Source organism: Leucogemmata humicola, from assembly GCF_055379415.1.
Genome location: NZ_AP040875.1, coordinates 760,665 through 781,197, shown reverse-complemented (window position 1 = coordinate 781,197; position 20,533 = coordinate 760,665). Strand labels below are relative to the sequence as shown.

Sequence of the window (20,533 nt, the reverse complement as noted above, 5' to 3'; positions counted from 1 at the left end):
CGCAACCGCCACCAGATCACTTCGGCAAGTTGGGATTCGACGCCTGTTCGTTCGCGCTGGGCGGGAGGCACTTGTCGCGGCCCTGCAGGAACGTGTTCCGGCCCTCGACGAACCAGCGCCGCAGATCCCAGAGCCGGCGCCCCTCGAGCCAGAGAACGTAACCGCGCTCCGATTGCAACGCGGTCCACGCGTCCGTCACGGTCGTTGCCGTGAGGGGTGCGAGCGTGAACGACGCGCGCTCCTGATTGATCAACGTCATCGCACCGGCGACGTCGTTCGCGCGAAGTGCCGCCTCGGCGCGCAGGAGCAACATCTCGGTGCCTTTCGTGAGCGCGACAGGCGCCGCAAGCGACTTGTACTTCGTCTGACGGAAGAACGGTGTTCCATTCGCCCCGTTTACGACAGTCGTTCCAGTGCGCACCGTGTCCCACGTGGCGCGCGGATCCTTGTTGGTCACGGCGTAGGCCGTTCCAAACACGGAGGTCTCGCTGCGCGTGATCGTCTGATTCGCGATATCGAGGTTCTCGCGCGTCGTGTTTGTCGAGAAGATGGCGTTGAAGACGTACGCTGTAGGAATGGTCGACGCGTCGGTCACCGCACCAGCCCAATTGCCGAGCCACGCGCGGACGCTCGCCCGGCCACCGATCGCCGCTGTAGCAATGTTGGTATTGTTGAGCGCCGTCGCCAGCGTGTACGCTCGCGTGAACAGGCTCTCGGCCCGTGTGAAGTGAACGCTATCGCTCTGCGCCGGACCGCCATCGATCACCGCCGTGCACACGTTCTCGCCAAGCAATCGATTCGCGAATCCTGCGTAGAGGTAGGCGCGAGCGGTGTTGATGTTGGTCTCGAACGAGGAGCCGAGGACTGTTTTCATGCGTACGAGACCGGACTCCGCGGTCCATCGTGCGGTGTGCATGTTCCCCCAGTCGACGTTGGCGTCGGCCGGTTGAATCGTACCTTCGTAGAAGTGGCGCTCAGTGATGAAAATGCCTGCCTCGGTCAGTTCCTTCGTCGCGAGGGCGCCACGATCGATGTAGTTACCGAGTGCGAAGGAGAGATCGCCGGACATGCCGTTCACCAAGGCGGGGATCGCGGTGGAGACGTTGAGCTGATCGTCGGCGATCGGGCCCGGGTTGCTCACGCTGAGATCGCAACCAGTGACGACCATACACACCGCGACCGCGGCCGATGCGACAGCGCGTCTCGAGGGGACGTTGATATGTCTCATGGTTAGAATCCCGTCCGGATGGTGACGAGGAAGGTCCGCGGCGACGGGAACACATAGTAGTCGCGCCGTGAGAACGAGCTGATGAACTGATCGGCCGACTCCGGATCGGTGCCCGTGTACTTCGTGCTCTTATAAAGATTACGTCCACTGAACACGATCGACGCAGCCGGCAGCGACCGAAGGAGCCGCGCCGGAATGTCGATGGTCGCCGACACGCTGCGCAGCTTGAAGAAGTCGCTCGACTCGATCCAGTACGTTCCATCGCGGTTCGCCGCGAGGATGCCGCAACGACCGCGCTCGAGCGCCGTGACATCGTTGAGCGCCGCGGTGTTGCCCGCCGTGAAGGCGCGCAACTTTGCTTGCGTGGCGTAACACGGCTGCCAGGCGAATAATCCAGACTGCACGGAGCCGATCGAGTTGCTGAGGTGGCCGCCGCGCTGGAATTCGCCGAGTCCATCGAGCGTCAGATGCTTCCACAGTTTCAGCGATGCGTGCGGCGTGACAATCTTGGTGGGGAACGTGGCGCCGAGGAACACGCCGCGTTGCACGATCGGATCGGCGATCGCATCGGGATTCGTAATGAGCTGGCCCATATAGGCCGGCGCAGGAAGTCCCTGCTGAACGTACGATGCGGAATTCGCGTCGATCGTGATCGTTTGGCCGCCGAGGTCACCGGCTTCACTCTTGACGATGGTGTAGCCGCCGCCGACGGAGAGCTCGAACCTGGGGCGCCGAATGACGTCGATGTTGAGCGCGAGCTCGCTGCCGTGATTGTTCAGAACGCCGATGTTCTCGAGTTGGCGCGCGCCGAAGCCGTTGGACGGCGGCAGCGTCACCGGAACGAGCGCGCCGTTGGTGCGTGATTTGTAATATGAAAAATTGACAGTCACGCGACCATCGAACGCGCTGGCATCGAAACCGCCTTCCGTTTCGCGCGTCCGTTCCGGCCCCAGGTTCGGATTGCCGACCTGCGACGGTTCGAACGCCGACTGTCCGTTCTCCGCTGCAACGGGATCCCACGTGCGAACCGCGTCGAACGCGCCCGGTGCTTTGCCGGATTCGCCGAGCGCGGCGCGAAGTTTGAGTGTCTCGATCCACGTGAAATGCTTCCAGAACGACTCGTCGGAGAGGACGTACGAGGCGCTCACCTTCGGGTATGTCTGCAGACCGAAGCCGGAGCCGAAAGCACTATTGCCGTCGACGCGCAATCCACCGGTGACGAACACGCGATCGCGCCAGCCGACTTGCTCTTGCCCGAAAAACCCAGCGTTGATGACGCGCTGCTGATTGACGTTGTTGATGTTGCGCAACGCGCCCGACGTCAGCGTCGGAACCCCCGGCGCCGAGAAGTTGGTCGACGAAAGATCCGTCGAGGCGAGCCGGCTGTCGAATGTTTGTCCGCCGACCGCGGTGCTCGTGGTGATCGAGTTGCCAAACGATTTCTTGAGCGTGGCAGCACCGTCGAACGTGATCAGCGTGCGATTCCATTCCGTCTGCGCGATCGAGCCGAGCGGCACACGAATGTGCCCGAAAGGCACGATGTCGGTGATGTCGCCGTTGTTGTAGTCGTAGCCCGCCGATACGCGTACAGTCAGTGCCTCGAACGGTATGTAGGTGCCGGTGCCGCCGGTGATGAAGTGATTCGTCGACGTTGTGCTCTTCACACTGAAGATGCTGTCCTGCACGACGCACACGACGGTCTTATCGGCGCACCCGGTGCCCTTGAAGAACGAGCCGGACCCGCGCGACACATTGAGCAGGAATCCGTTGCTGCTCAATCCGTCCGGGAACCAGCGAACGTCGCGTTTGATGAATGAGCTGTTCAGTGAGAGCGAGAGCTTTGGCGTCGCACGAACTGTGATGTTTCCGCGAACGCCGCCGGACTGATTGTCGCCGATGCGGAGAACCGAATGTTCCTTGTCGATATTGCCGGACAGGAAATAGTCGGTCGTCGTCGCCGAACCGCGGAGGCCGAGCGACAGACGGCTGATCGGACCATCTCGCAGATACGTTCCGCTCGCCGGGCAGGTCGCGTCTTGGAACTTCGTTCCGTCGCCAAGCGTCATCGTGCCCGTGCAGTTATTGATGAACATACCGGTCGGATCGGAAGCCGCGCCGATGTGCCCCATGTTGTTGAAGCCTGTGCTGGCGTCGATCGACGTCTGAAGGGCGCCGCCGTGACCCCGCTTGGTGAAGAGCTGAATGACCCCGCCTGACGCTTCGGTGCCGTACAGCGTCGTTGCCGCGGGACCCTTCACGATTTCGACGCGCTCGACGTCGGTCATGTCGATGTCGTTGAGCGGAGAGGTATTGCCACGCCCGCCAACGCTCGCCGGTGTCGACGCGTTCGAGATTCGAATGCCGTCGACGTAGATGATTGGCGAATTGCCCTGGCTGATGCTGTTGACTCCACGCAGGCGAATCGTTCCGCCTTGGCCCGGCTGTCCCGAATTGAGCAGCACTGTCGCACCGGCAACTTGGCCCGTCAGCAGCTGCTGCGTGTTCAACACCGGTGCCTTCTGTGCGGCGACGTCGAGGACCGATACGCTGTTGCCGACTTCGCGCGTTCGTTCCGTGCCGGTCGCGGTAACGACGACCTGCGACAATGAGAACGCGCTGCGACCGAGCGACAACGCGACCGTGACGGTTTCGCCGTCGGTGACGACGGCAGAAGCGCTTGCGACATCGTAGCCGATGCGGCGCGCGACGACGTGTCGCAGACCAGCAGCGACGCCGGCAATCGAGAAGCGTCCGTCAGCCGCCGTCGTCTGCCCAAGCTCGGTATCGGCGATCGTGACGCGAACGCCTTCGACAGGTTCACCGCTTGTTCGGTCGGTCACGCGGCCGGTGACCGTGCCGACCAAAGGGATGGTGGCCTCACTGACCGCGACCTGTCCGTTCGCCGTGACGAGCACGCTCCATTTGGTGCCGTCCACGGCGAGCGCGAGCGCGTCGGCCGCCGACTTGTTGTCAATGCGGACCGACACCATTGGCGCGGCGCGCACGAGATCCTCTCCATAGGAAAGACCGAGACCTGCCTGGGTCGCGATCTCCATGAGCACCCGTTGAAGAGGTGCTTTTTCGAGCGTCACATTCACTCGTCGCTTGAGCGACTCCGGCATGCGCACGCTGCCAGACCGCACGGTTTCGAGGGGCAGGTACTGCGGCAGCCGACTACTCGCGTACGTCTGCGTGGGCGTCGAATCCTTGCTTCGGGCCTGACCCTGCGCGACCGCGATAGCGCTCGCCGAAACGAACAGCGCGGTCAGGGTTGTCAGTCGGAGCGTGTCGATCATCCGTTGGCTCTCGAGGAGGGGAGAAACGTGCAAGCGGAATTCGAAACAGCGGCGGACAAAAGCAACAGCGGCGAACTATTGAATCACGACTGTCGATCCACGTTTCGCGGAACGCATACGCAGAGGCGTCGTCACCGCGCCAAGGACCTCGGTGAGCGAGCGTGCTGGCACGTTCATCGTGATGCGTCGCTTCAACAGCGCTGGCTCGGCGACTTCGATTTTGACGTCGAACCAGCGGGAGATCTCGGAAATCACGTCTCCCAGAAGCGCGTTATCGAAGACGAATCGGTCGCGCGTCCAAGCGAGGTGACTCGTGGAGTCGACGCCATTGCGCACGGTGGCGCGACCGATCGAATCGAGAATTCCGAGGTCGTTCGGGCCGAGTAGCGTGCCAGAACTCGACGGCGCTCCTGCGGCACGAAGCGCGACACTCCCGGAAGCAACGAACACCTGCACGCGCGATTCGCCGTGATACGCACGGACCGTGAAGCGGGTACCCAGATCTTCTGTAATTGCGTTGCCCGATCGTACCTCGAACGGCCGTAGCGTGTCGTGGACAACGTCGAAGACGGCCTGACCATCGAGCACGACGACGCGACGGCCGCTCGCGCCCAACTCGCGGACGCGCAGTACGCTCGCGGCACCCAACTCAACGCGAGAGCCGTCGCCGAGCACGACGACGGCGCGCTGTCCGCGAGCAGTGCGGAATTCTCGCTCCGGCGTTTCGGCCACGCGGAGCTGCTGCGCTCGATCGATGAACGGGAACCGCTCACTCTCGGCGACCAGTACGAGCGCCACCGCGGCAACGACCGAGGCGGCGATGAAAAGCGGAACCATTGCCCACTTCGACGACGCTCGACGCCAACGGAACTTGTTCGCGGGCTGCGGGCGATGCGACGCAACGAGCGTGAGCGGCGTTTGTGCGTCTGCGACGTGGATTCGCGCGGCGACGCTCATCCATGCCGCATCGGTGCTCGGCGTCCACGACGGGTATCCGCTCGCATTCCAGAGTGCGCGGAGTTGTTCGGCCTCCGCGCGTCGTTCCGGATCGGAGGCTAACCAGGCCGCGGTCTCCTGGCGTTCATCATCCGTGCACTCGCCGCCAAAGTAGCGGGCGAGCCGGCGGCAATCGGCGTCGTCGATCATCGATCGACAGGGCTGCTGGTCATGACTGTTAGGTACGCGACGAGCGCGCGTCCCTTACAGCGTCGTCGGTCGATCGATGCTGTTCCCGAGCAGGCGCCGAAGCGCCTTGAGCGCGCGGCCCATCTGGACGTCGACGGTTTTGACGGAGATCCCCATGACCTCCGCGACCTCGGCGTACGTGAGCTCCTGTTCGCGGTGGAGCGTGTATACGAGACGGCAGCGCTCGGGCAGTTTGGCGATCGCTGCCTGCACGAGAGCGATGGTCTCTTCCGACTCGAGATCGGCGTCGGAGAGGCGCGGCGGACGCTCGAACAGGAACACCGTCTCCGCGGTCGAATTTCGCACGATGCGTTCGTGGCGGAGATAGCGAAGCGCCCCATGTCGCAGCGCCGCGTAGAGGTATTGCTTCACAGAGCTGTGGATCTGCCACGCTTCGCGATTTCGCCAGATATAGAGGAAGACTTCCTGGACGAGATCTTCAGCGACATCGCGCTGCGTGACCATGCGAGCGGCGAAAGCGCACATGCCGGGATAGTGCGCACGGAAGAGCGCTTCGAACGCCCGCGTGCTTCCTGCGGTAACGGCGGCAGCGAGTTCCTCGTCGGAGGCGCGCGACGAGTTATGCGACGACATTTGACCGCCCGCCGGATCGCGAGTCATCGCGCTCTACCAGATCTGGCCGCGGCAATCTGCTGCACGGCAACCAGTCGGCGCTCGTCATCGAACGCCCGTTCGCTGCGCGAAATCACCAGCGCCGCAGCTCCGTTGCCGATGAGGTTCGTGATCGCCCGAGCTTCACTCATGAATCGGTCGACGCCGAGGAGAATTGCGACGCCCTCTACCGGCACGACGCGCATTGCCGTGAGCGTGCTCGCGAGCACGATAAAACCCGATCCCGTGACTCCCGCGGCACCCTTCGACGTGAGAATCAAGACGCCGAGGATGGTGAGCTGCTGGGTGAGCGTCAGCGGGATCTTGAATACCTGGGCAATGAATACGGCCGCCATCGACAGATAGATCGACGTCCCGTCGAGGTTGAACGAATATCCCGCCGGTATGACCAGACCCACGACCGCTTTGTCGCACCCGTATCGCTCCATCTTGTCGAGCATTCGTGGTAACGCCGCTTCACTCGACGAGGTACCGAGGACGAGTACGATCTCTTCGCGGATATACGACAGGTAGCTCACGATCGAAAAGCCGTACGCCCGAAGAATGGCATTGAGCACGATGAAGATGAACAGCGCCATCGTGAGATACACGTCGGCCATGAGTCGTGCTAGCGGCAACAGCGTTTGCAGGCCAAAGGTCCCGACCGTGTACGCCATCGCGCCGAACGCGCCGAGCGGCGCGACCTTCATGACGATGGCGACGATGCGGAAAAACACGATCTGGAGTCGCTCGAGGAAGTCGGCGACTGGGCGCGCGGGCTCGCCGACCATGGCCAACGCGATGCCGAACAGCACTGCGAAGAAGACGACTTGGAGAACGTCGCCGGCCGCGAACGCGCCGACGACGCTCGATGGGACGATGTGGGTGACGAAGTCGACGAACCCGAGCTGTTTGCCCGCGTCGGTGAAGGTGTGGACGTCGCCCTTGGCGAGCGCGCTCACATCGAGACCCGCACCGGGTTTGGTCACGTTGACGACGAGTAGGCCGATCGCGAGTGCGAACGTGGTCACAACCTCGAAGTAGAGGAGCGCCTTGCCGCCAACCCGACCGACCTGCTTGATGTCGCGGACGCTCGCAATACCGGCAACGATCGTGAGGAAGATGACGGGCGTGACGATCATCTTGACGAGATTCACGAACGTGTCGCCGATCGGCTTCATCCGCCTCGCCGTTTCCGGAGACAGAAGGCCCAGCGCGACACCAAGGCTGATGGCGACGAGGACCTGTACGGTGAGGTTGCGGTGTAGGCGCATTCGCTCCTAGGACGGCGGCGGGACCGGCGGGCTATCTCCTAAGGGTCTCGAGCCGCGGCTTTCCCCTACAACGTATTTTCGGCGGAAATCGCGTTTGCGCGGTCAATACGCGATCCGTAGGTTCAGCCGCTGTTTTCGCCACAGGGGAGTCGTTATGAGTAAACTTGTATTGCGTGCGCTCGCAGCGCTTACCGTCGTCATCGCAGCGCCGAGCCAATCGCACGCGCAAAAGGATCTCGGTCCGAAAGTCGAGAAGACCTACGGTGCCGGACTCCCGCGAGACCGTGACAAGCTGACGTTCTCCGACGATCAGTATCCAGTGTGGCCACTGGCCCCAGATCAAAAGGCGTACGCGACGATTCGCGGCGCACGCATGAAGAAGGAGGTCGTGGACCTCGCCCAGATTTCGATTCGATATCGCGAGCTCGGGCATCAGTGGTGGGGGCGCTTTCCGGGCACCTCTGCCGACAAAGAGGGCATGGAATACATGACGCGTGAGTTTGAGCGTCTCGGGCTCAAAGTCGAACACTTTCCGTATGTTTTGCCGAGTGATTGGCGTCCGACCGAATGGTCCGTGGGCTACAAGACCGCAGACGGCGCGACGATCAACCTCGGCACTGCGTTCCCCGTCTCAGGTACCAAGGCAACCGGACCTGACGGTGTGAGTGCAGAAGCGGTGTGGGTTGGCGTCGGTGCCGGAGCGGATTTCATCGGGCGGGACGTGAAGGGCAAAGCCGTGATCATTTACAGCGTGTTCGTTCCCGGCGGCCGCAGCCACTCGGCCAGCGATCGCGCGCGCCTATTCAATTCGAATGCGCGAGCCGTGCAACTCGGCGCGGCTATGGTGATCAACGTCATGGGCGTTCCGGGCAACGGCCAGTTTCAGCCTGAAGACGGCTTGAAGACGGTTCCGCAATTCACACTGAGTCAGGACGAAGGCTTCGCGTTGCGCGATCGCCTGGACAAGGGCGAGAAGGTGCAGTTCACGGCAAAGCTGATCGTGCCAGAACTGAAGGACGTCGCCACCGAGTACACCATTGCGACGCTGCCAGGCGTGTCAGACGAGCAGATCGTGGTGATGACTCACACCGACGGCTACTTCGAGGCGGCGATGGACAACGCCGCCGGCATGGCAAGTGCCTTGGAGCTTGCTCGATTCTATGCGGCGAAGCCGTTGAAGCAGCGGCCGCGCACTATGCGGTTCATTCAATTTCCCGATCATCATCATGGCGAGGTCGCGCGCACGCGTCCGAAGGTCGGCATCGACGCGACATATCCATGGGACAAGGTTGCGGTGAAGCTGACGATGGAGCATCCGTCACAGACGCTGCTCTACCTGTATAACGACGGGCTGACACCGACAAACGCCATCGGGGCGTTTCGCTGGAACGCTCTTGGCAGTCCAGAGTTCGAGAAAATGGTGTTCAACACACTCCGCGAATTCGGCGTGTCAGTATACGCGGAAGAAGACGGGCCGAAGAACGGCAACTATGCGCCATCGTTTCACATCATCGACCACGTCATCTATCACACGTCGCTCGACACGCCCGACCTCGTGCCCGCAACAGGTCTCGAGCGTTCGACGCGCGCATTCGCGGCGACACTCGACCGGGCGAACGCGATGACGATGGCACAACTCCGTGGACCAAATTTTCCGCCAAAACGCGCAGCGCGCTCGGGGGCTCAGGATCGCTAGTGCGCGTCTAGATGGCCAGACCGCGAAGCTCGCGCGATCGCGTGCGACTAGCGACCAATTTAGTTCCGTCCTTCATCTCGATGCGCAGCCGGGTCGCGTCGAAGGGCGCGAGGGCGGCCACGTGGTCGAGGTTGACGATGTGCGAGCGGTGGATGCGGAGAAAGCGCTCCGGGTCGAGCCGAGCCTCGAACTCGTTCATACCGATGTATACCAGGAATCGTCGACCGCGGAGGTGCACGGCGACGTAGTCGTCATCGGCCTCGAGGCGCTCGATGTCGGCGACGGCAATCGGCAAAATGCGCCCGCGATCGCGCACGAAGATTCGCGTGAGCGGGCCAGGTTCGGCGAGTTGGTCCATCGCGTCGCTGGCGCGCTGCGTAACAGAAACGTCGCCGTCGGTGTGCACGGCGCGCTTGACTCGCTCGAGCGCCGCGAGGAGCCGGTCGCGACCGAACGGCTTGAGCAGATAGTCGATCGCCTCCAGCTCGAACGCGGTGACCGCGAATTTGTCGTACGCGGTCGTGAAGACGATCGCCGGCTCGTGCGTGATCGTCCGCAACACGTCGAGCCCATTGAGCTCCGGCATCTCGATATCGAGGAACACGAGATCCGGCTTGAGCTCGTCGATGATACGCACGGCCGAGCGACCGTCGGCGGCTTCGCCGATGCACTCGATCCAGTCGACGGCGCTCACCAGGTCGCGCAACTGCCGCCGCGCAATTGGCTCGTCTTCGACGATCACAGCTCGTGTCTTCATGCCGACGCGAATGCGGCGTGCGTGCCGGTGGTCGCCGCCGTACTGTGCGCTGGGAGAGAGATGCGCACGATGAATCCTTCGCCGGGCGCGGTCGTGACGACAAACCCTGCTTTGCGCGGATACCGCGTCTCGAGACGCTGACGCACCGCGCGCAGACCAACGCCCTCGGCGCCATCGAGAATGTCGGCTGCTGCTCCAGCGCCGTCGTCCCGCACCTCGAGGACGAGCGCGTCATCGTCGAAACGCGCGATGATCTCGAGCGTGCCACCCTTGGCCCGCGGAGCGATGCCGTACTTGATCGCGTTCTCGACCAGCGGCTGAAGCGTGAGCGACGGAAGCACGCAGTCGAGTGCATCGGAGTCGATGTGTTCGACGACCCGCAGACGCCCGCCCAATCTTAGCTGCTCGAGCGACAGATAGTTTCTCACGAACTGCATCTCGTCGCCGAGCGTGACGTCCTCGCGTTGCGATCGCTTCACGTCGAGCACATAGCGCAACATGTCGCCAAACCGCTCGAGCGCATGCTCGGCGGTATCGGGATCGCGGCGCACCAATGCCGTGAGCGTGTGGAGCGTGTTGAATAGAAAATGTGGATTGAGTTGCCCGCGCAGCGCGGCGAGTTCGGCGCGCATGCGCAACGCGTCGGCACGAGCCGCGCGAGCTTCCTGTTCGCGAAAGCGCGACGCGATTCGAATGACGTACGAACCAGCGGCCATCAGCCCGTAGAAGAACAGACCATCCAGCGCCTGAAAACCAGCGAACTGCTTGGCGATATCGAACGCGATCGCATAGCCGGTGCTCGTCGCGATGAGCGAGATCTCGATTCCAAGCCAGAGAGACGAGAACAACACCGCCGTCGCGACATGAACCGCGACGAAGCGAGCGATGCTGCGCGGCGGCCACTCGACTTTTCCGCTGAGCCACCAGATGACGACGCCGAACAGCGCGATGGGAAGGACGTACGTCGTTCCCTGGAGCAGCGCGCTGTCGATCGACATCGCGCGTGTGCGTGACATCAACACTGCGTAGTACAGGCCCAGTGGGACCCACGCCGCGGCGTACCAGAGCCAGAGTCTAGAGCGTGTCGTCATTGCGAGAGGAGTTTGGGGCTAGAGACGTGAACGCGACTCGGACCTACTTGAGTGCTGCCGCGAGGGACTTTGCGTACGAATAATTGGGCGCGATCGCAATAGCGCTCCTGTACGACTCGGCTGCCTTTGCCTTGTCGCCAGTTCTCTCATACACCTGACCGAGCCACGCATACGCTTCGGCGCGGCCCCACGACGGCTCACCGGGCTTGGGCGCATCCTTGGCAAACAGTGCAATCGCGCGCTCGAGCTGCTCCTTCGCCGGCTTGATTCCACCGCCGTACTCTTCGGGAGTATAGAGTGCGCCCATACCGCGGACTAGCCAAACGCGCGGATTGGTCGGACCGCGCGTGAGCGCCGCCTGTGACGCAGCCTGTGACGCGATGCCGAGCTCCATGGCTCGCGACGGATCGCGCGCAATCAACTGGCCGTCGATCGACGACATGATTACATACGTCTCGGCCAGCGGCCGCGTTTTCGCCGACTTCTCGAGGATCCCCATCGCGCGGCTCAGAAGCGCACTGGCGTCGGCGCCTCGCCCTACGGCGAACATTGCTTCGCGGTAGATCGCGAAGGCCTGATAGTGGAGAATGAGTCCGTCGTCGGGGAACGCCGTGGCAACGCGATCGGCAAGGGCACGCGCGGCTTGTACCTTGGCGAAATCGCCGGCAAGTGCGGCCTTGTCGATCTCCGCGCTGAGCGTATCGGCCCATTTGGGCGGCGCGGTTTGAGCCTGCGCCGTGCGTGCGCCAAGAAATAGCGTCGACGCGAGCACGAGGTGTTTAGTACGCATCATCGTCCGAGCTCGAGGTGGGTGATGGACGCTCCGAGATAGATGGAGCGGTTGAACAGACTGCGCACGGGAATGCGCTGCGAGTAGTTGGCGTTGTAGGTGTACTGGTACACGTTGGTGCGATCGAAGACGTTGTCGAGCGACGCGAAGTACACGAGGATCGTGCGCGGCGTCAGGCGCGTGACGCGCGACACGCTGAGGTCCACGCGCTCCGCTGGGGGAAGTCGGTCGCTATTGGGTGCGCCGTACGCTGGCGTCCACACGTTGCGCGACGCGTCGAACGAAGCGCCCGTCACCGGCGTGAATGGCTTGCCGGTAGCGTATCGTACCGCCCCGCTGACACTCCATCCCTTCGGTAGCTGCTGATCACCGATGAGCGTGATTGAATTCGTGATATCAAATGGCGCGGACGCCATGACCCCGCTACTCGGATCGGTACGGCGCGAGTTGACATACGTGTACGTGAGCCGCGTCGAGAACCAAGGGCCGATGTTGCGACGGACGAACACATCGGCGCCGCGCGCGTTCCCGGTGCCATTCCCCACGACATCCTTGTCACGCGTGAGACCGACGAGGTCGCGATAGCGCTTGTCGTAGATCTCGACGCGCACGACCTGCTTGTCTTCGCCGAGTTGCCATCCGAGGACGTATTGCTGCGCGGACATCGGTTCGAGATTCGAGGCGCCGATTCCCGACGCGAAGTACAACGGATCGGATACCTGGTGGTATTCGCCGACGGCCGCGGTGACCGTAGCCTCGCCGAGTTTGTACGCGAGCGAGAGACGCGGATCCGCGGTGCGAACGTGAGTGAAGTTGGAGTAGTCGCTGCGCAGTCCAGCGATCACACGCAAACGCTCGGCGGCACGCCAGTCCGCTTCACCGAAGACGCCGTTGCGCGAACCGTCGGCGCGTGAGTCGAAGGTGGTGAAGCGCGCGCCGGGAGCGCGATCATCGGACTGCTGCGGAAGCGAACCGATGAACCGCCCGTCGCGCCAATCGAGGTCGCCACCGATGCGTAGCGCGAGGCGATCGTCCGGGCTCCACGCGGTTTGCGTGAAGAGCTGCGACCAGTGCTCGTCGTTGCCGAGGTCGAAGACGCCGAAGCCTTCGTTGCGGTGGGCGCTGGCGTACGAGACGCTGAGCGTCGGAGAGAATTTGCCAAAGACATCGCTCCACCCCGACTGGATCATCGTGCTGTGCGAGTCGGACGAATAGCCGCCGTTGAACGATGGATCGTCGACGCCGATGCCCAGCGCGCTGCGGCGATCGATGACGAAGGTCTTGATCTCGGCCGATGGGCGGTAGTTGTACACGACGCTGCCGCTGACGTCGGTGCCACTTGGCGCGGGCGAGTACGAACGCGTGGCGCCGTTCAGCTTGAATAGAAGACGGGTGTCGTTGCGCGCGGCCGTGGCGTGGATGGCGAGGCCGTGGTCAAGCGCGAGGTCGACGCCTGACGAGACGCTGGCCAATCCTGCCACACCCGTCACGCTGGTTTGAACCGGACGTCCGGCGGTACGAAGGTCGGCGACGCCAGAGAGAATGTTGCCGTACCGCGCGCCGAAACCGCCGGAACTGAAGAAGATTCCGTCGAGGAGAAATGGATTGACGGTGACGGTGTAGTTGCCCGTTGGTGTTTCATAGTTGTAGGGCGACAGCATGACGACGTTGTTCAGCAGGACCTTCGTCTCGGTGACGTCGCCGCCGCGGACGAAGAGACCGGTGCCTTCATCGACGTTCTGGACGCCGGGAAGTGTTTGCATGGCGCGAGCGACGTCGGCGTTGGCGCCAGGCGTGGAGACCACTTCGAGCGCGGTGAGGCTCGAGCCGTGTTCGTTGCCCGCCTTGTATGCACCGGCCTGCACGGTGATTGGCGTCAGCACGGCGGCCTGCGATACGAGTCTGATCGCGATCGACCCGGCGGTATCCACGGGAACCGAGACGGTCCCGGGCGCGAAGCCGATGTGACGGGCGACGACGGTGACAGTCCCAGTGGCGTCGGTACGAAGGACGAAGCGTCCGGCGCTGTCAGTCACCGAGGCGTCGAGCGACTCGAGCAGAAAGACACTCGCACCGGCGATTGGTGCACCGGCGATATTGGATACGATCCCGCGAAGCGAATGAGGCGTCGGCGTTTGGGCGCCGAGAGAGGTGGTGAGCGCGACACCGGCCAGGCTGAACGCGAGATGACGGTGAGTAGTTCGCATGGTTGAGCCTACGGCAGTGCCGAGCGTTCTCTTACAACAATTCGGCGAACCGTCCTGGCGGCTCGGTGAGCGGTCGAAACCTGGTGCCGGCGTGAACTCTGTGCGGGTTGAAGCGATTGGTGAACGAGCGGTGGTGCCGGGCGCTTCCGGGCAGTTTGGCCGAAATTGGATCCAGTTTCGCCCGCTCAACGATTGGTCGGCGGCTCGCGTCAGTATTCACAGGCGCCTATCATCAGCTACGGTGAAATGGAAACCGAGCAATCAGCGGGAGTTGAGCAGGAGAATGACGCACTTGCGATCGGAAACGCGTTCGTGACGGATCGGTCGTCACCGAGCGACGATGGAGAATCGGATGGCGGCGGAATTCGGGAGGAAATCGCCCAGCGGCGTCCCTTCCATTCCGTCAAAGCCGAAGTTGCCGTCAGCATCCTGAGAACCGCTGCGATCATCGAGCGGCATTTTGCGCAGGTGGTGGCCAGCACAGGTGTCACGATTCAGCAGTACAATGTGCTGCGCATTCTGAGGGGTGCCGGCCCAGAGGGTCTGCCCACCCTCGTGATTCGCGACCGCATGATCCACGCGGCGCCGGGCATCACGCGCCTGCTCGACAAGCTCGAAACAGCCGGACTCGCGCGCCGCGAGCGCACATCGCCAGACCGCCGGCAGGTGTTCTGCTACATCACCGACGCCGGGCGCGCCGTGCTCGATCAGCTCGAGGTGGCGATGAAGGAAGCCGACGACGTCGCGGTCGGAAACCTGTCAGAAGACGAGCAGCGCCAGCTGATCAAACTGCTCGAAGGCGTCCGCGCTCGGCACCGGAACGTCTAGGGTCGACGGCTTAGGGTCGATCGGATTGGGGCCATCCGCCCCGCCACCCCTCCAGCAACCACAATCTGCGCACGCCGATTTCGCCTTTGCCGCGGCGAAGAACAACGCTATCGCCACGCTCGGTGACCGCGAAATGGCGAGACAGCTGCGCGATCGCGCCGGGGATATCGCGCGAGTCGTCGAGAGCGAGAACAAGATTGTCGCCGGGTTTGGCGAGATCGGCAAAACCGGGCCACAGGTCGTACTGATTCGGACGGCCAGACAGATTCGTGGCGAACGTTCGCGGATGCGACGCCGCGTGGAAGGCGAGCTCGGACGCCTCCTGATACCGGTCGCCGCCGAGCCACGTCGGATGGTTCGTTCGCGTCGACACCGATAGCGCGGCGGATTCGGCGCCTGCCGTCAGGTCCTTCCAACCGAACGCGCGAGCGATCGGATCTTTGGCGGGGCGTAGTGGCAGAATCGGAACCACGCCCTGTGCATAGATCAACAGTGACATCGCCGCGGCGAGCACCACACCCGCCCGCAGCCAGCGCTCACCCGCCGTATTCCACGTTGCGGTGGCGAGAAGGACGATCGCGGGAATGAACGCCGGCGCTGGCCAGTTTGGTTCGACGCGCTGGCGCAGTGCGCTGTAGATGAAAAAGCCGAACGACACGAGTGCGACCATCGCCAGCACAAAGCGTGTGTCACTCGACTTGCGCGTCAGCGATCGGCCGACGGCGATTGCCAGCATGATGAAGATGATTGGCGACGCGAGTGCCGCCTGTCCGCCAAAGAAATCGCCCTCGTGCTTCCACGCGGCGAGCAGCGCCGATCCCTGCGGCGCGGACAGCCCGTGCCGAACCTGATAGACGAATGCGATCCAACCGTGGTGTGAATTCCAGACGAGCACCGGAAGAAAAACGATCGTCGCGATCGCGCACGCGACGTATGGTCCAGGCTCGCGCAGTCGCGCGCGTAGCGACGGGCGAACGAGCACGGCGAGCGTCACGGCAACCGGCAAGAAGATCGACGTGAACTTCGACGAGAATGCGGCGCCGAGCGCGACGCCGGTGAGCGCCCACCAGACGAGCGCGTCGCGCGAGCGAGGTGGATGCTCGAGCGCGCGAACGATGCAATAGAGTCCGAGACCAGCAGCAGCGAGGAGGGGCGCGTCGGGCGTGGCGAGAATCAACCCGGCAGCAGCCAACGGGAGCACGGTAATGAGAATCGCCGCGCGAATCGCTCCGCGTTCGCCGCCGAGGCGGCGCGCAATACCAACGGTCGCGAGTGCGGCAACCCAACCGGCGAGCACTGGTCCGAAGCGCACAGCGAGTGGCGTGGCCGACAGTCCCAATGGCGACAGCAGAACGTCACCAAGTCGAATGAGCCACGCGACAACGGGCGGATGATCGAAGTAGCCGGTGGCCAACTGTCGCGACCAATCCCAGTAGTACGTCTCGTCTGGGAACGCGGGAATGACCGCGGCGAAGACGAGTCGAACGAGCGCCGCAACAGTTACGATGAGAATCGCGCGCGATGAAGCGTTCGCGCGCGGTGCGGCCGCGTCGATCACGCGGCGATTGGGCGTCGGCGGTAGCGAGCGATCACGCCACTGACGATCACGATCCCCCACGTCCAGACAAGCCACATCACGCGCTCATCGGGGCCGAGTGTGGTGAACATCGTCCACGTGACGAGTGGCAGCGAAAGCGCGATGGTGAGCGGATTGGTCGCCGAAGCGATGGTGCGCTCGATGGGTCGCGTCGCGTCGCGTCGGCCCTGACGGATGACCAGTTCGATGCGCTGCGACAGTGAATCGGTGCTCATACCACGCCAACCCGGAATTCGGAGCAGCGTCCATCCCGGTGCGGCACGTCCCCAACCATGATTGTCGGAGCCAGTGACGAGCGCGAGGTTGAGACTGTCGGCCAATTGAACGATGCGTGCGCGCTCACGGCGCGTTTGCGATAAACCGCGCGGCGATCCGTCGACGATCTCGATTGCCGTGGCGCCGGGCACGCCGTTCGACGATGCCGGCACTTTGGCGAGATTCGCCGGAACGGTCTCGATGAGAACGGGCGCCGTGGCAGGAATCAGACTCGCGAGCGAGAGCGACTGCTCGTCGACGTCCTTGAGGTCGGGCGTGGTGACGCCGCGAAAGCGTCGACCCGCGCTAAGCACGTTGACGTGCTCACCCTTATAGAAAGCCTCGAGTCCCTGCAGGATGATCGGTCCTTCACCCGCCTGCGGCGGATTGGCCGCAATGCCACGTTCGGCGCCTTCGAACGAGCGATGATCGGTGACATAGATGGCGTCGAACCCGGCGCCGCGCGCCCAGGAGCGTACGTCGTCCTCGCTCCAGCCAGCGCGTCCGTCGTGCGAATATTTCGTGTGCGCGTGAAAATCGACGCTGATCACGAGCCCGTCAGACGCGACGAACTGCGCCATTGGCCGCGGAGCTGCAAGCGCAATCGCGTACGTCAGCAGGATGACTCCGAGAAAGACTCCGGCAGCCGCCAACTCGCGCACGATCGTCGTGCCCATGAGCGACCCGCGCACGCGCATGAACCGGTACGCCGCAAAACCGAGGATCAGCGTGACCAGAATCGCGATGTGCTGGGCGACGGTGAGCAGTGTGAGCGTGTCGAGCACGTTGGACAGCGGCGCAATCGACAGGTAGCCCGGAGACACCTCGAGTCGTCCCTCGCCCACGCCCGTGAGATTCACCGCGTCGCGAATCGGATCGGTCGCGAAGGCCGCGGTGATCAACACCAGACCGGTGATGGCGACGGCCCACCAGGGAATTCGGCGGCGCCAGGACACGGGGCCGGCGGTGGAATCGTTGCGCGAGGCGCGAGCGGTGGAGCGTGGCAAGCCGGTATAGTTTGAGCGTGAAGTGCAGACAGTCCCAAGTGTTCGACAAACTGACGCGCCTTCCCTGTTCTCACAATGCCCAACCGCCTGGCGAACGAGACGAGCCCATATCTCTTGCAGCACGCCAACAACCCCGTGGACTGGTACGCCTGGGGACCGGAGGCGCTCGAGCGCGCGCGCACCGAAAACAAGCCGATTCTCCTGAGTATTGGCTACGCGGCGTGCCACTGGTGCCACGTGATGGAGCACGAGTCGTTCGAGGACGAGGCGACGGCAGCGCTGATGAACGAGCGCTTCGTGAACATCAAGGTCGACCGTGAGGAGCGCCCGGACCTCGACGGGATCTACATGCAGGCCGTGCAGGCAATGACGGGTCATGGCGGTTGGCCAATGACGGTGTTTCTCACGCCAGATGGCCTTCCGTACTACGGTGGCACGTACTTCCCCAAGCACGATCGTCAAGGGATGCCGTCGTTCACGCGCATTCTTCAAGCGGTGTCCAACGCGTACACGTCGAAGCCCGCCGACGTGGCGCGCACGGCCGAGTCGGTGCGTGAGATGTACGACGTGACGAGAGAGCAGACGCGCAGCGCGGGTCCGCTGACGTCCGAACTCCTCGACCACGCGTATCGCGCGCTGAGCGACCGCCACGATGAGGAGAACGGCGGCTTCGAGGGCGCGCCAAAGTTTCCGCAAACGATGTCGCTCGATTCGCTGCTACGGTACTGGGCACGCACTGGCGTGGAGTACGCGCTCCAGATGGTGACGCGCTCGTTCCGTCACATGTCGAACGGCGGCATCTACGATCAGGTCGGCGGCGGCTTTGCCCGGTACACGGTCGATGCGGTCTGGCTCGTGCCGCACTTCGAGAAAATGCTGTACGACAACGCGCTGCTCGTTCGCCTTGGCGCGCACGTATGGCAGGCAACGCATGATCCCGACGCAAAACGCGTCGTGGAAGAGACGATCGACTGGGCCGTGCGCGAGATGCGTGCACCCAGCGGTGGCGGCTTCTACTCGTCGCTCGACGCCGACAGCGAAGGACACGAAGGCAAGTTCTATGTGTGGACCGGCGAGGAGTTCGACTCCATTCTTGGCGACGATGCGCCGGTGATGCGCGCCTACTGGGGCGTGACCGACGACGGAAATTTCGAAGGCAAGAACATTCTGTCCGTCGTGAGCGACCGGCGCACGATCGCGGCGAAGTTCAAGATCTCCGAGTCCACACTCGTGGAGACGATCTCACGCGCTAGGCAGAAGTTGTACGACGTGCGAGCCAAGCGAGTCTGGCCTGGCTGCGACGATAAGGTGCTCGCGTCGTGGAACGGACTGATGGTGCGTGGCATCGCCGAGGCGGCGCGCGCGTTTGGGAATGCGAAGTATCGCGCGCTCGCGGTGGACGTTGCCGACTTTCTATTCGACTCGATGGTCGCCAACGGCCGAGTGTTCCGCTCCTACAAGGACGGGCGAGCGCGCATCGCTGGCTACTTGGAGGATCACGCAGCGCTCGGCCTCGCGGCACTGAGCGTGTATGAAGTCACATTCGACGTGCGCTGGCTCGATCGGGCGCGCGCGATGAGCGACGCTACCGTCGCGTGGTTTTGGGATGATGCGACAGGAGCGTTCTACGACACGGCGAGTGATCACGAAACACTCATTACGCGTCCGCGGGACGTGACGGACAACGCGGTACCGTCGGGCACGTCACTCGCCGTAGAGCTCCTGGCGCGGCTCGCGGAGTTGTATCACGACACCGATGCACGGCGGCGCGCGACGTACGTGGTGGAAACGCTCGCACCGTCGATGTCGCGGTACCCGTCGGCGTTCGGGCATATGCTCGGCAGCGCGGACATGCTGGTGAACGGCGCTGTGGAGCTGGCGATCGTCGGCGAGGTTGGATCGGCGGAATTTGGGGCACTCGAGCGCACGGCGGGCGAGCGGTATGTGCCGTCGCTGGTGATTGCCGGCGGCGCCGATCATGGGATCGCGCTGTTGGAGGGTCGCGAGGCGCGCGATGGGCGGGCGACGGCGTACGTGTGCCGCAATTACGCGTGCGAGGAGCCGGCGACGAGCGCCGAGAGACTCGGCGAGCAACTCGACGGAGTTCTGAAGGCTACGAATTGAGGCTCCCGGCCTTCCGCCCGTTTCTTTGTGAGCACGCGGCATTTCGAGCACGAGCATTGCCAATTGAAGAGCCAACTCGCCATCGGAGCGAACAGAGCCTTCAAGAAGGAGTGTGAGCAATGAAAATGACAATACTGGCAGCAGCGCTTGTTGTGGCATCAGCCGCGACCGCGCGAGCGCAGAAGGGCGAATGGTATCGGCCAGACGCTAAGACCTGCGCTGGCACGGACGTCCCGGCCGCGAAGGAAGTGTCGATCAAGACCGACCTCTACGATAAGGAGACGATGATTTCGCCCAATCGGGCAAAGCTCATCGCGCTCTGCGTGGTACCGGGGCAGATCGGCTCAGGCGAAATGAACGCGGTCGACGGTCGCCCGCAGTACGCCATCGACATCATCCCGGACAAGAAGCAGACGCACACGAAGGTGATCATCGATGCGCGGACGGGGGCAGTGCTGTCGTCGAAGCAGTTCGGCGGATTGCGTGGAAAGGTGGGCTGGCTGCGCGAGAGCTGGGACCACAAGCAGAACACGAACAAACCGTAACGCCAAGACGTTCGTAAACTGAGAACAGGACGAGGCCCTTC

The 20,533-nt window shown here is 63.3% G+C and carries 15 protein-coding genes; 4 read left to right on the top strand and 11 right to left on the bottom strand.

From position 1 onward, the window contains the following. Positions 1-16: 16 nt before the first annotated feature. The 5 genes from AC6H4Z_RS03135 to AC6H4Z_RS03115 form a co-directional block, all read right to left on the bottom strand. Complete coding sequence (locus AC6H4Z_RS03135; RefSeq protein WP_497545284.1) at positions 17-1,228, bottom strand: RagB/SusD family nutrient uptake outer membrane protein; 1,212 nt, start codon at positions 1,226-1,228, stop codon at positions 17-19. Between the two features lie 2 nt (positions 1,229-1,230). Beyond that, positions 1,231-4,524 (bottom strand): TonB-dependent receptor domain-containing protein, encoded by a 3,294-nt coding sequence (locus AC6H4Z_RS03130; protein WP_497545283.1) that lies wholly within the window; start codon positions 4,522-4,524, stop codon positions 1,231-1,233. A gap of 75 nt (positions 4,525-4,599) precedes the next feature. Next, entirely contained in the window at positions 4,600-5,670 is a 1,071-nt protein-coding gene (locus tag AC6H4Z_RS03125) for a FecR domain-containing protein (RefSeq protein ID WP_497545282.1), read from the bottom strand. A gap of 54 nt (positions 5,671-5,724) precedes the next feature. Then, complete coding sequence (locus tag AC6H4Z_RS03120) at positions 5,725-6,330, bottom strand: RNA polymerase sigma-70 factor (RefSeq protein ID WP_497545281.1); 606 nt, start codon at positions 6,328-6,330, stop codon at positions 5,725-5,727. Next, positions 6,327-7,595 carry a dicarboxylate/amino acid:cation symporter gene (locus tag AC6H4Z_RS03115; protein ID WP_497545280.1) on the bottom strand — a complete coding sequence of 423 codons (1,269 nt, stop codon included), beginning with the start codon at positions 7,593-7,595 and terminating at the stop codon, positions 6,327-6,329. Before AC6H4Z_RS03115 ends, AC6H4Z_RS03120 begins: the two co-directional genes overlap by 4 nt. A 154-nt stretch (positions 7,596-7,749) precedes the next feature. Here AC6H4Z_RS03115 and AC6H4Z_RS03110 point away from each other — a divergent pair, with 154 nt between their 5' ends. Beyond that, the gene (locus AC6H4Z_RS03110; RefSeq protein ID WP_497545279.1) at positions 7,750-9,291 is read left to right on the top strand and encodes a M28 family peptidase; all 1,542 of its coding nucleotides are present in this window, start codon (positions 7,750-7,752) and stop codon (positions 9,289-9,291) included. 7 nt (positions 9,292-9,298) lie between these two features. On the opposite strand, the gene AC6H4Z_RS03105 is transcribed toward AC6H4Z_RS03110, so the two are convergent. The 4 genes from AC6H4Z_RS03105 to AC6H4Z_RS03090 are packed head-to-tail and all read right to left on the bottom strand — an operon-like array spanning position 9,299 to position 14,136. Further along, complete coding sequence (locus AC6H4Z_RS03105; RefSeq protein WP_497545278.1) at positions 9,299-10,048, bottom strand: LytR/AlgR family response regulator transcription factor; 750 nt, start codon at positions 10,046-10,048, stop codon at positions 9,299-9,301. Further along, positions 10,045-11,139, bottom strand: coding sequence for a sensor histidine kinase (locus AC6H4Z_RS03100; protein WP_497545277.1), 1,095 nt, complete (start codon positions 11,137-11,139; stop codon positions 10,045-10,047). The genes AC6H4Z_RS03105 and AC6H4Z_RS03100 overlap by 4 nt, the downstream gene beginning before the upstream one ends. Positions 11,140-11,182: 43 nt before the next feature. Beyond that, positions 11,183-11,932 (bottom strand): tetratricopeptide repeat protein, encoded by a 750-nt coding sequence (locus AC6H4Z_RS03095; protein ID WP_497545276.1) that lies wholly within the window; start codon positions 11,930-11,932, stop codon positions 11,183-11,185. After that, on the bottom strand, positions 11,929-14,136 hold the full coding sequence (locus tag AC6H4Z_RS03090; protein ID WP_497545275.1) for a TonB-dependent receptor: 2,208 nt from the start codon (positions 14,134-14,136) through the stop codon (positions 11,929-11,931). Before AC6H4Z_RS03090 ends, AC6H4Z_RS03095 begins: the two co-directional genes overlap by 4 nt. Positions 14,137-14,382: 246 nt before the next feature. On the opposite strand from AC6H4Z_RS03090, the gene AC6H4Z_RS03085 reads away from it, so the two are divergent. Next, complete coding sequence (locus AC6H4Z_RS03085; RefSeq protein WP_497545274.1) at positions 14,383-14,964, top strand: MarR family winged helix-turn-helix transcriptional regulator; 582 nt, start codon at positions 14,383-14,385, stop codon at positions 14,962-14,964. 10 nt (positions 14,965-14,974) lie between these two features. Here the strand turns inward: AC6H4Z_RS03085 and AC6H4Z_RS03080 are convergent, their stop codons facing one another. Continuing rightward, positions 14,975-16,522 (bottom strand): glycosyltransferase family 39 protein, encoded by a 1,548-nt coding sequence (locus AC6H4Z_RS03080; RefSeq protein WP_497545273.1) that lies wholly within the window; start codon positions 16,520-16,522, stop codon positions 14,975-14,977. After that, positions 16,519-17,823 (bottom strand): PHP domain-containing protein, encoded by a 1,305-nt coding sequence (locus AC6H4Z_RS03075; RefSeq protein ID WP_497545272.1) that lies wholly within the window; start codon positions 17,821-17,823, stop codon positions 16,519-16,521. Before AC6H4Z_RS03075 ends, AC6H4Z_RS03080 begins: the two co-directional genes overlap by 4 nt. Before the next feature lie 75 nt (positions 17,824-17,898). On the opposite strand from AC6H4Z_RS03075, the gene AC6H4Z_RS03070 reads away from it, so the two are divergent. Further along, positions 17,899-19,947 carry a thioredoxin domain-containing protein gene (locus AC6H4Z_RS03070; RefSeq protein WP_497545271.1) on the top strand — a complete coding sequence of 683 codons (2,049 nt, stop codon included), beginning with the start codon at positions 17,899-17,901 and terminating at the stop codon, positions 19,945-19,947. 119 nt (positions 19,948-20,066) lie between these two features. Then, the gene (locus tag AC6H4Z_RS03065; protein WP_497545270.1) at positions 20,067-20,492 is read left to right on the top strand and encodes a PepSY domain-containing protein; all 426 of its coding nucleotides are present in this window, start codon (positions 20,067-20,069) and stop codon (positions 20,490-20,492) included. Positions 20,493-20,533: the final 41 nt, after the last annotated feature.

Excerpts from the sequence above, each read along its gene's own strand:
- AC6H4Z_RS03135 (WP_497545284.1), bottom strand. The coding sequence starts at position 1,228 with ATGAGACATATCAACGTCCCCTCGAGACGCGCTGTCGCATCGGCCGCG.
- AC6H4Z_RS03130 (WP_497545283.1), bottom strand. The coding sequence starts at position 4,524 with ATGATCGACACGCTCCGACTGACAACCCTGACCGCGCTGTTCGTTTCG.
- AC6H4Z_RS03125 (WP_497545282.1), bottom strand. The coding sequence starts at position 5,670 with ATGATCGACGACGCCGATTGCCGCCGGCTCGCCCGCTACTTTGGCGGC.
- AC6H4Z_RS03120 (WP_497545281.1), bottom strand. The coding sequence starts at position 6,330 with ATGACTCGCGATCCGGCGGGCGGTCAAATGTCGTCGCATAACTCGTCG.
- AC6H4Z_RS03115 (WP_497545280.1), bottom strand. The coding sequence starts at position 7,595 with ATGCGCCTACACCGCAACCTCACCGTACAGGTCCTCGTCGCCATCAGC.
- AC6H4Z_RS03110 (WP_497545279.1), top strand. The coding sequence starts at position 7,750 with ATGAGTAAACTTGTATTGCGTGCGCTCGCAGCGCTTACCGTCGTCATC.
- AC6H4Z_RS03105 (WP_497545278.1), bottom strand. The coding sequence starts at position 10,048 with ATGAAGACACGAGCTGTGATCGTCGAAGACGAGCCAATTGCGCGGCGG.
- AC6H4Z_RS03100 (WP_497545277.1), bottom strand. The coding sequence starts at position 11,139 with ATGACGACACGCTCTAGACTCTGGCTCTGGTACGCCGCGGCGTGGGTC.
- AC6H4Z_RS03095 (WP_497545276.1), bottom strand. The coding sequence starts at position 11,932 with ATGATGCGTACTAAACACCTCGTGCTCGCGTCGACGCTATTTCTTGGC.
- AC6H4Z_RS03090 (WP_497545275.1), bottom strand. The coding sequence starts at position 14,136 with ATGCGAACTACTCACCGTCATCTCGCGTTCAGCCTGGCCGGTGTCGCG.
- AC6H4Z_RS03085 (WP_497545274.1), top strand. The coding sequence starts at position 14,383 with ATGGAAACCGAGCAATCAGCGGGAGTTGAGCAGGAGAATGACGCACTT.
- AC6H4Z_RS03070 (WP_497545271.1), top strand. The coding sequence starts at position 17,899 with ATGCCCAACCGCCTGGCGAACGAGACGAGCCCATATCTCTTGCAGCAC.
- AC6H4Z_RS03065 (WP_497545270.1), top strand. The coding sequence starts at position 20,067 with ATGAAAATGACAATACTGGCAGCAGCGCTTGTTGTGGCATCAGCCGCG.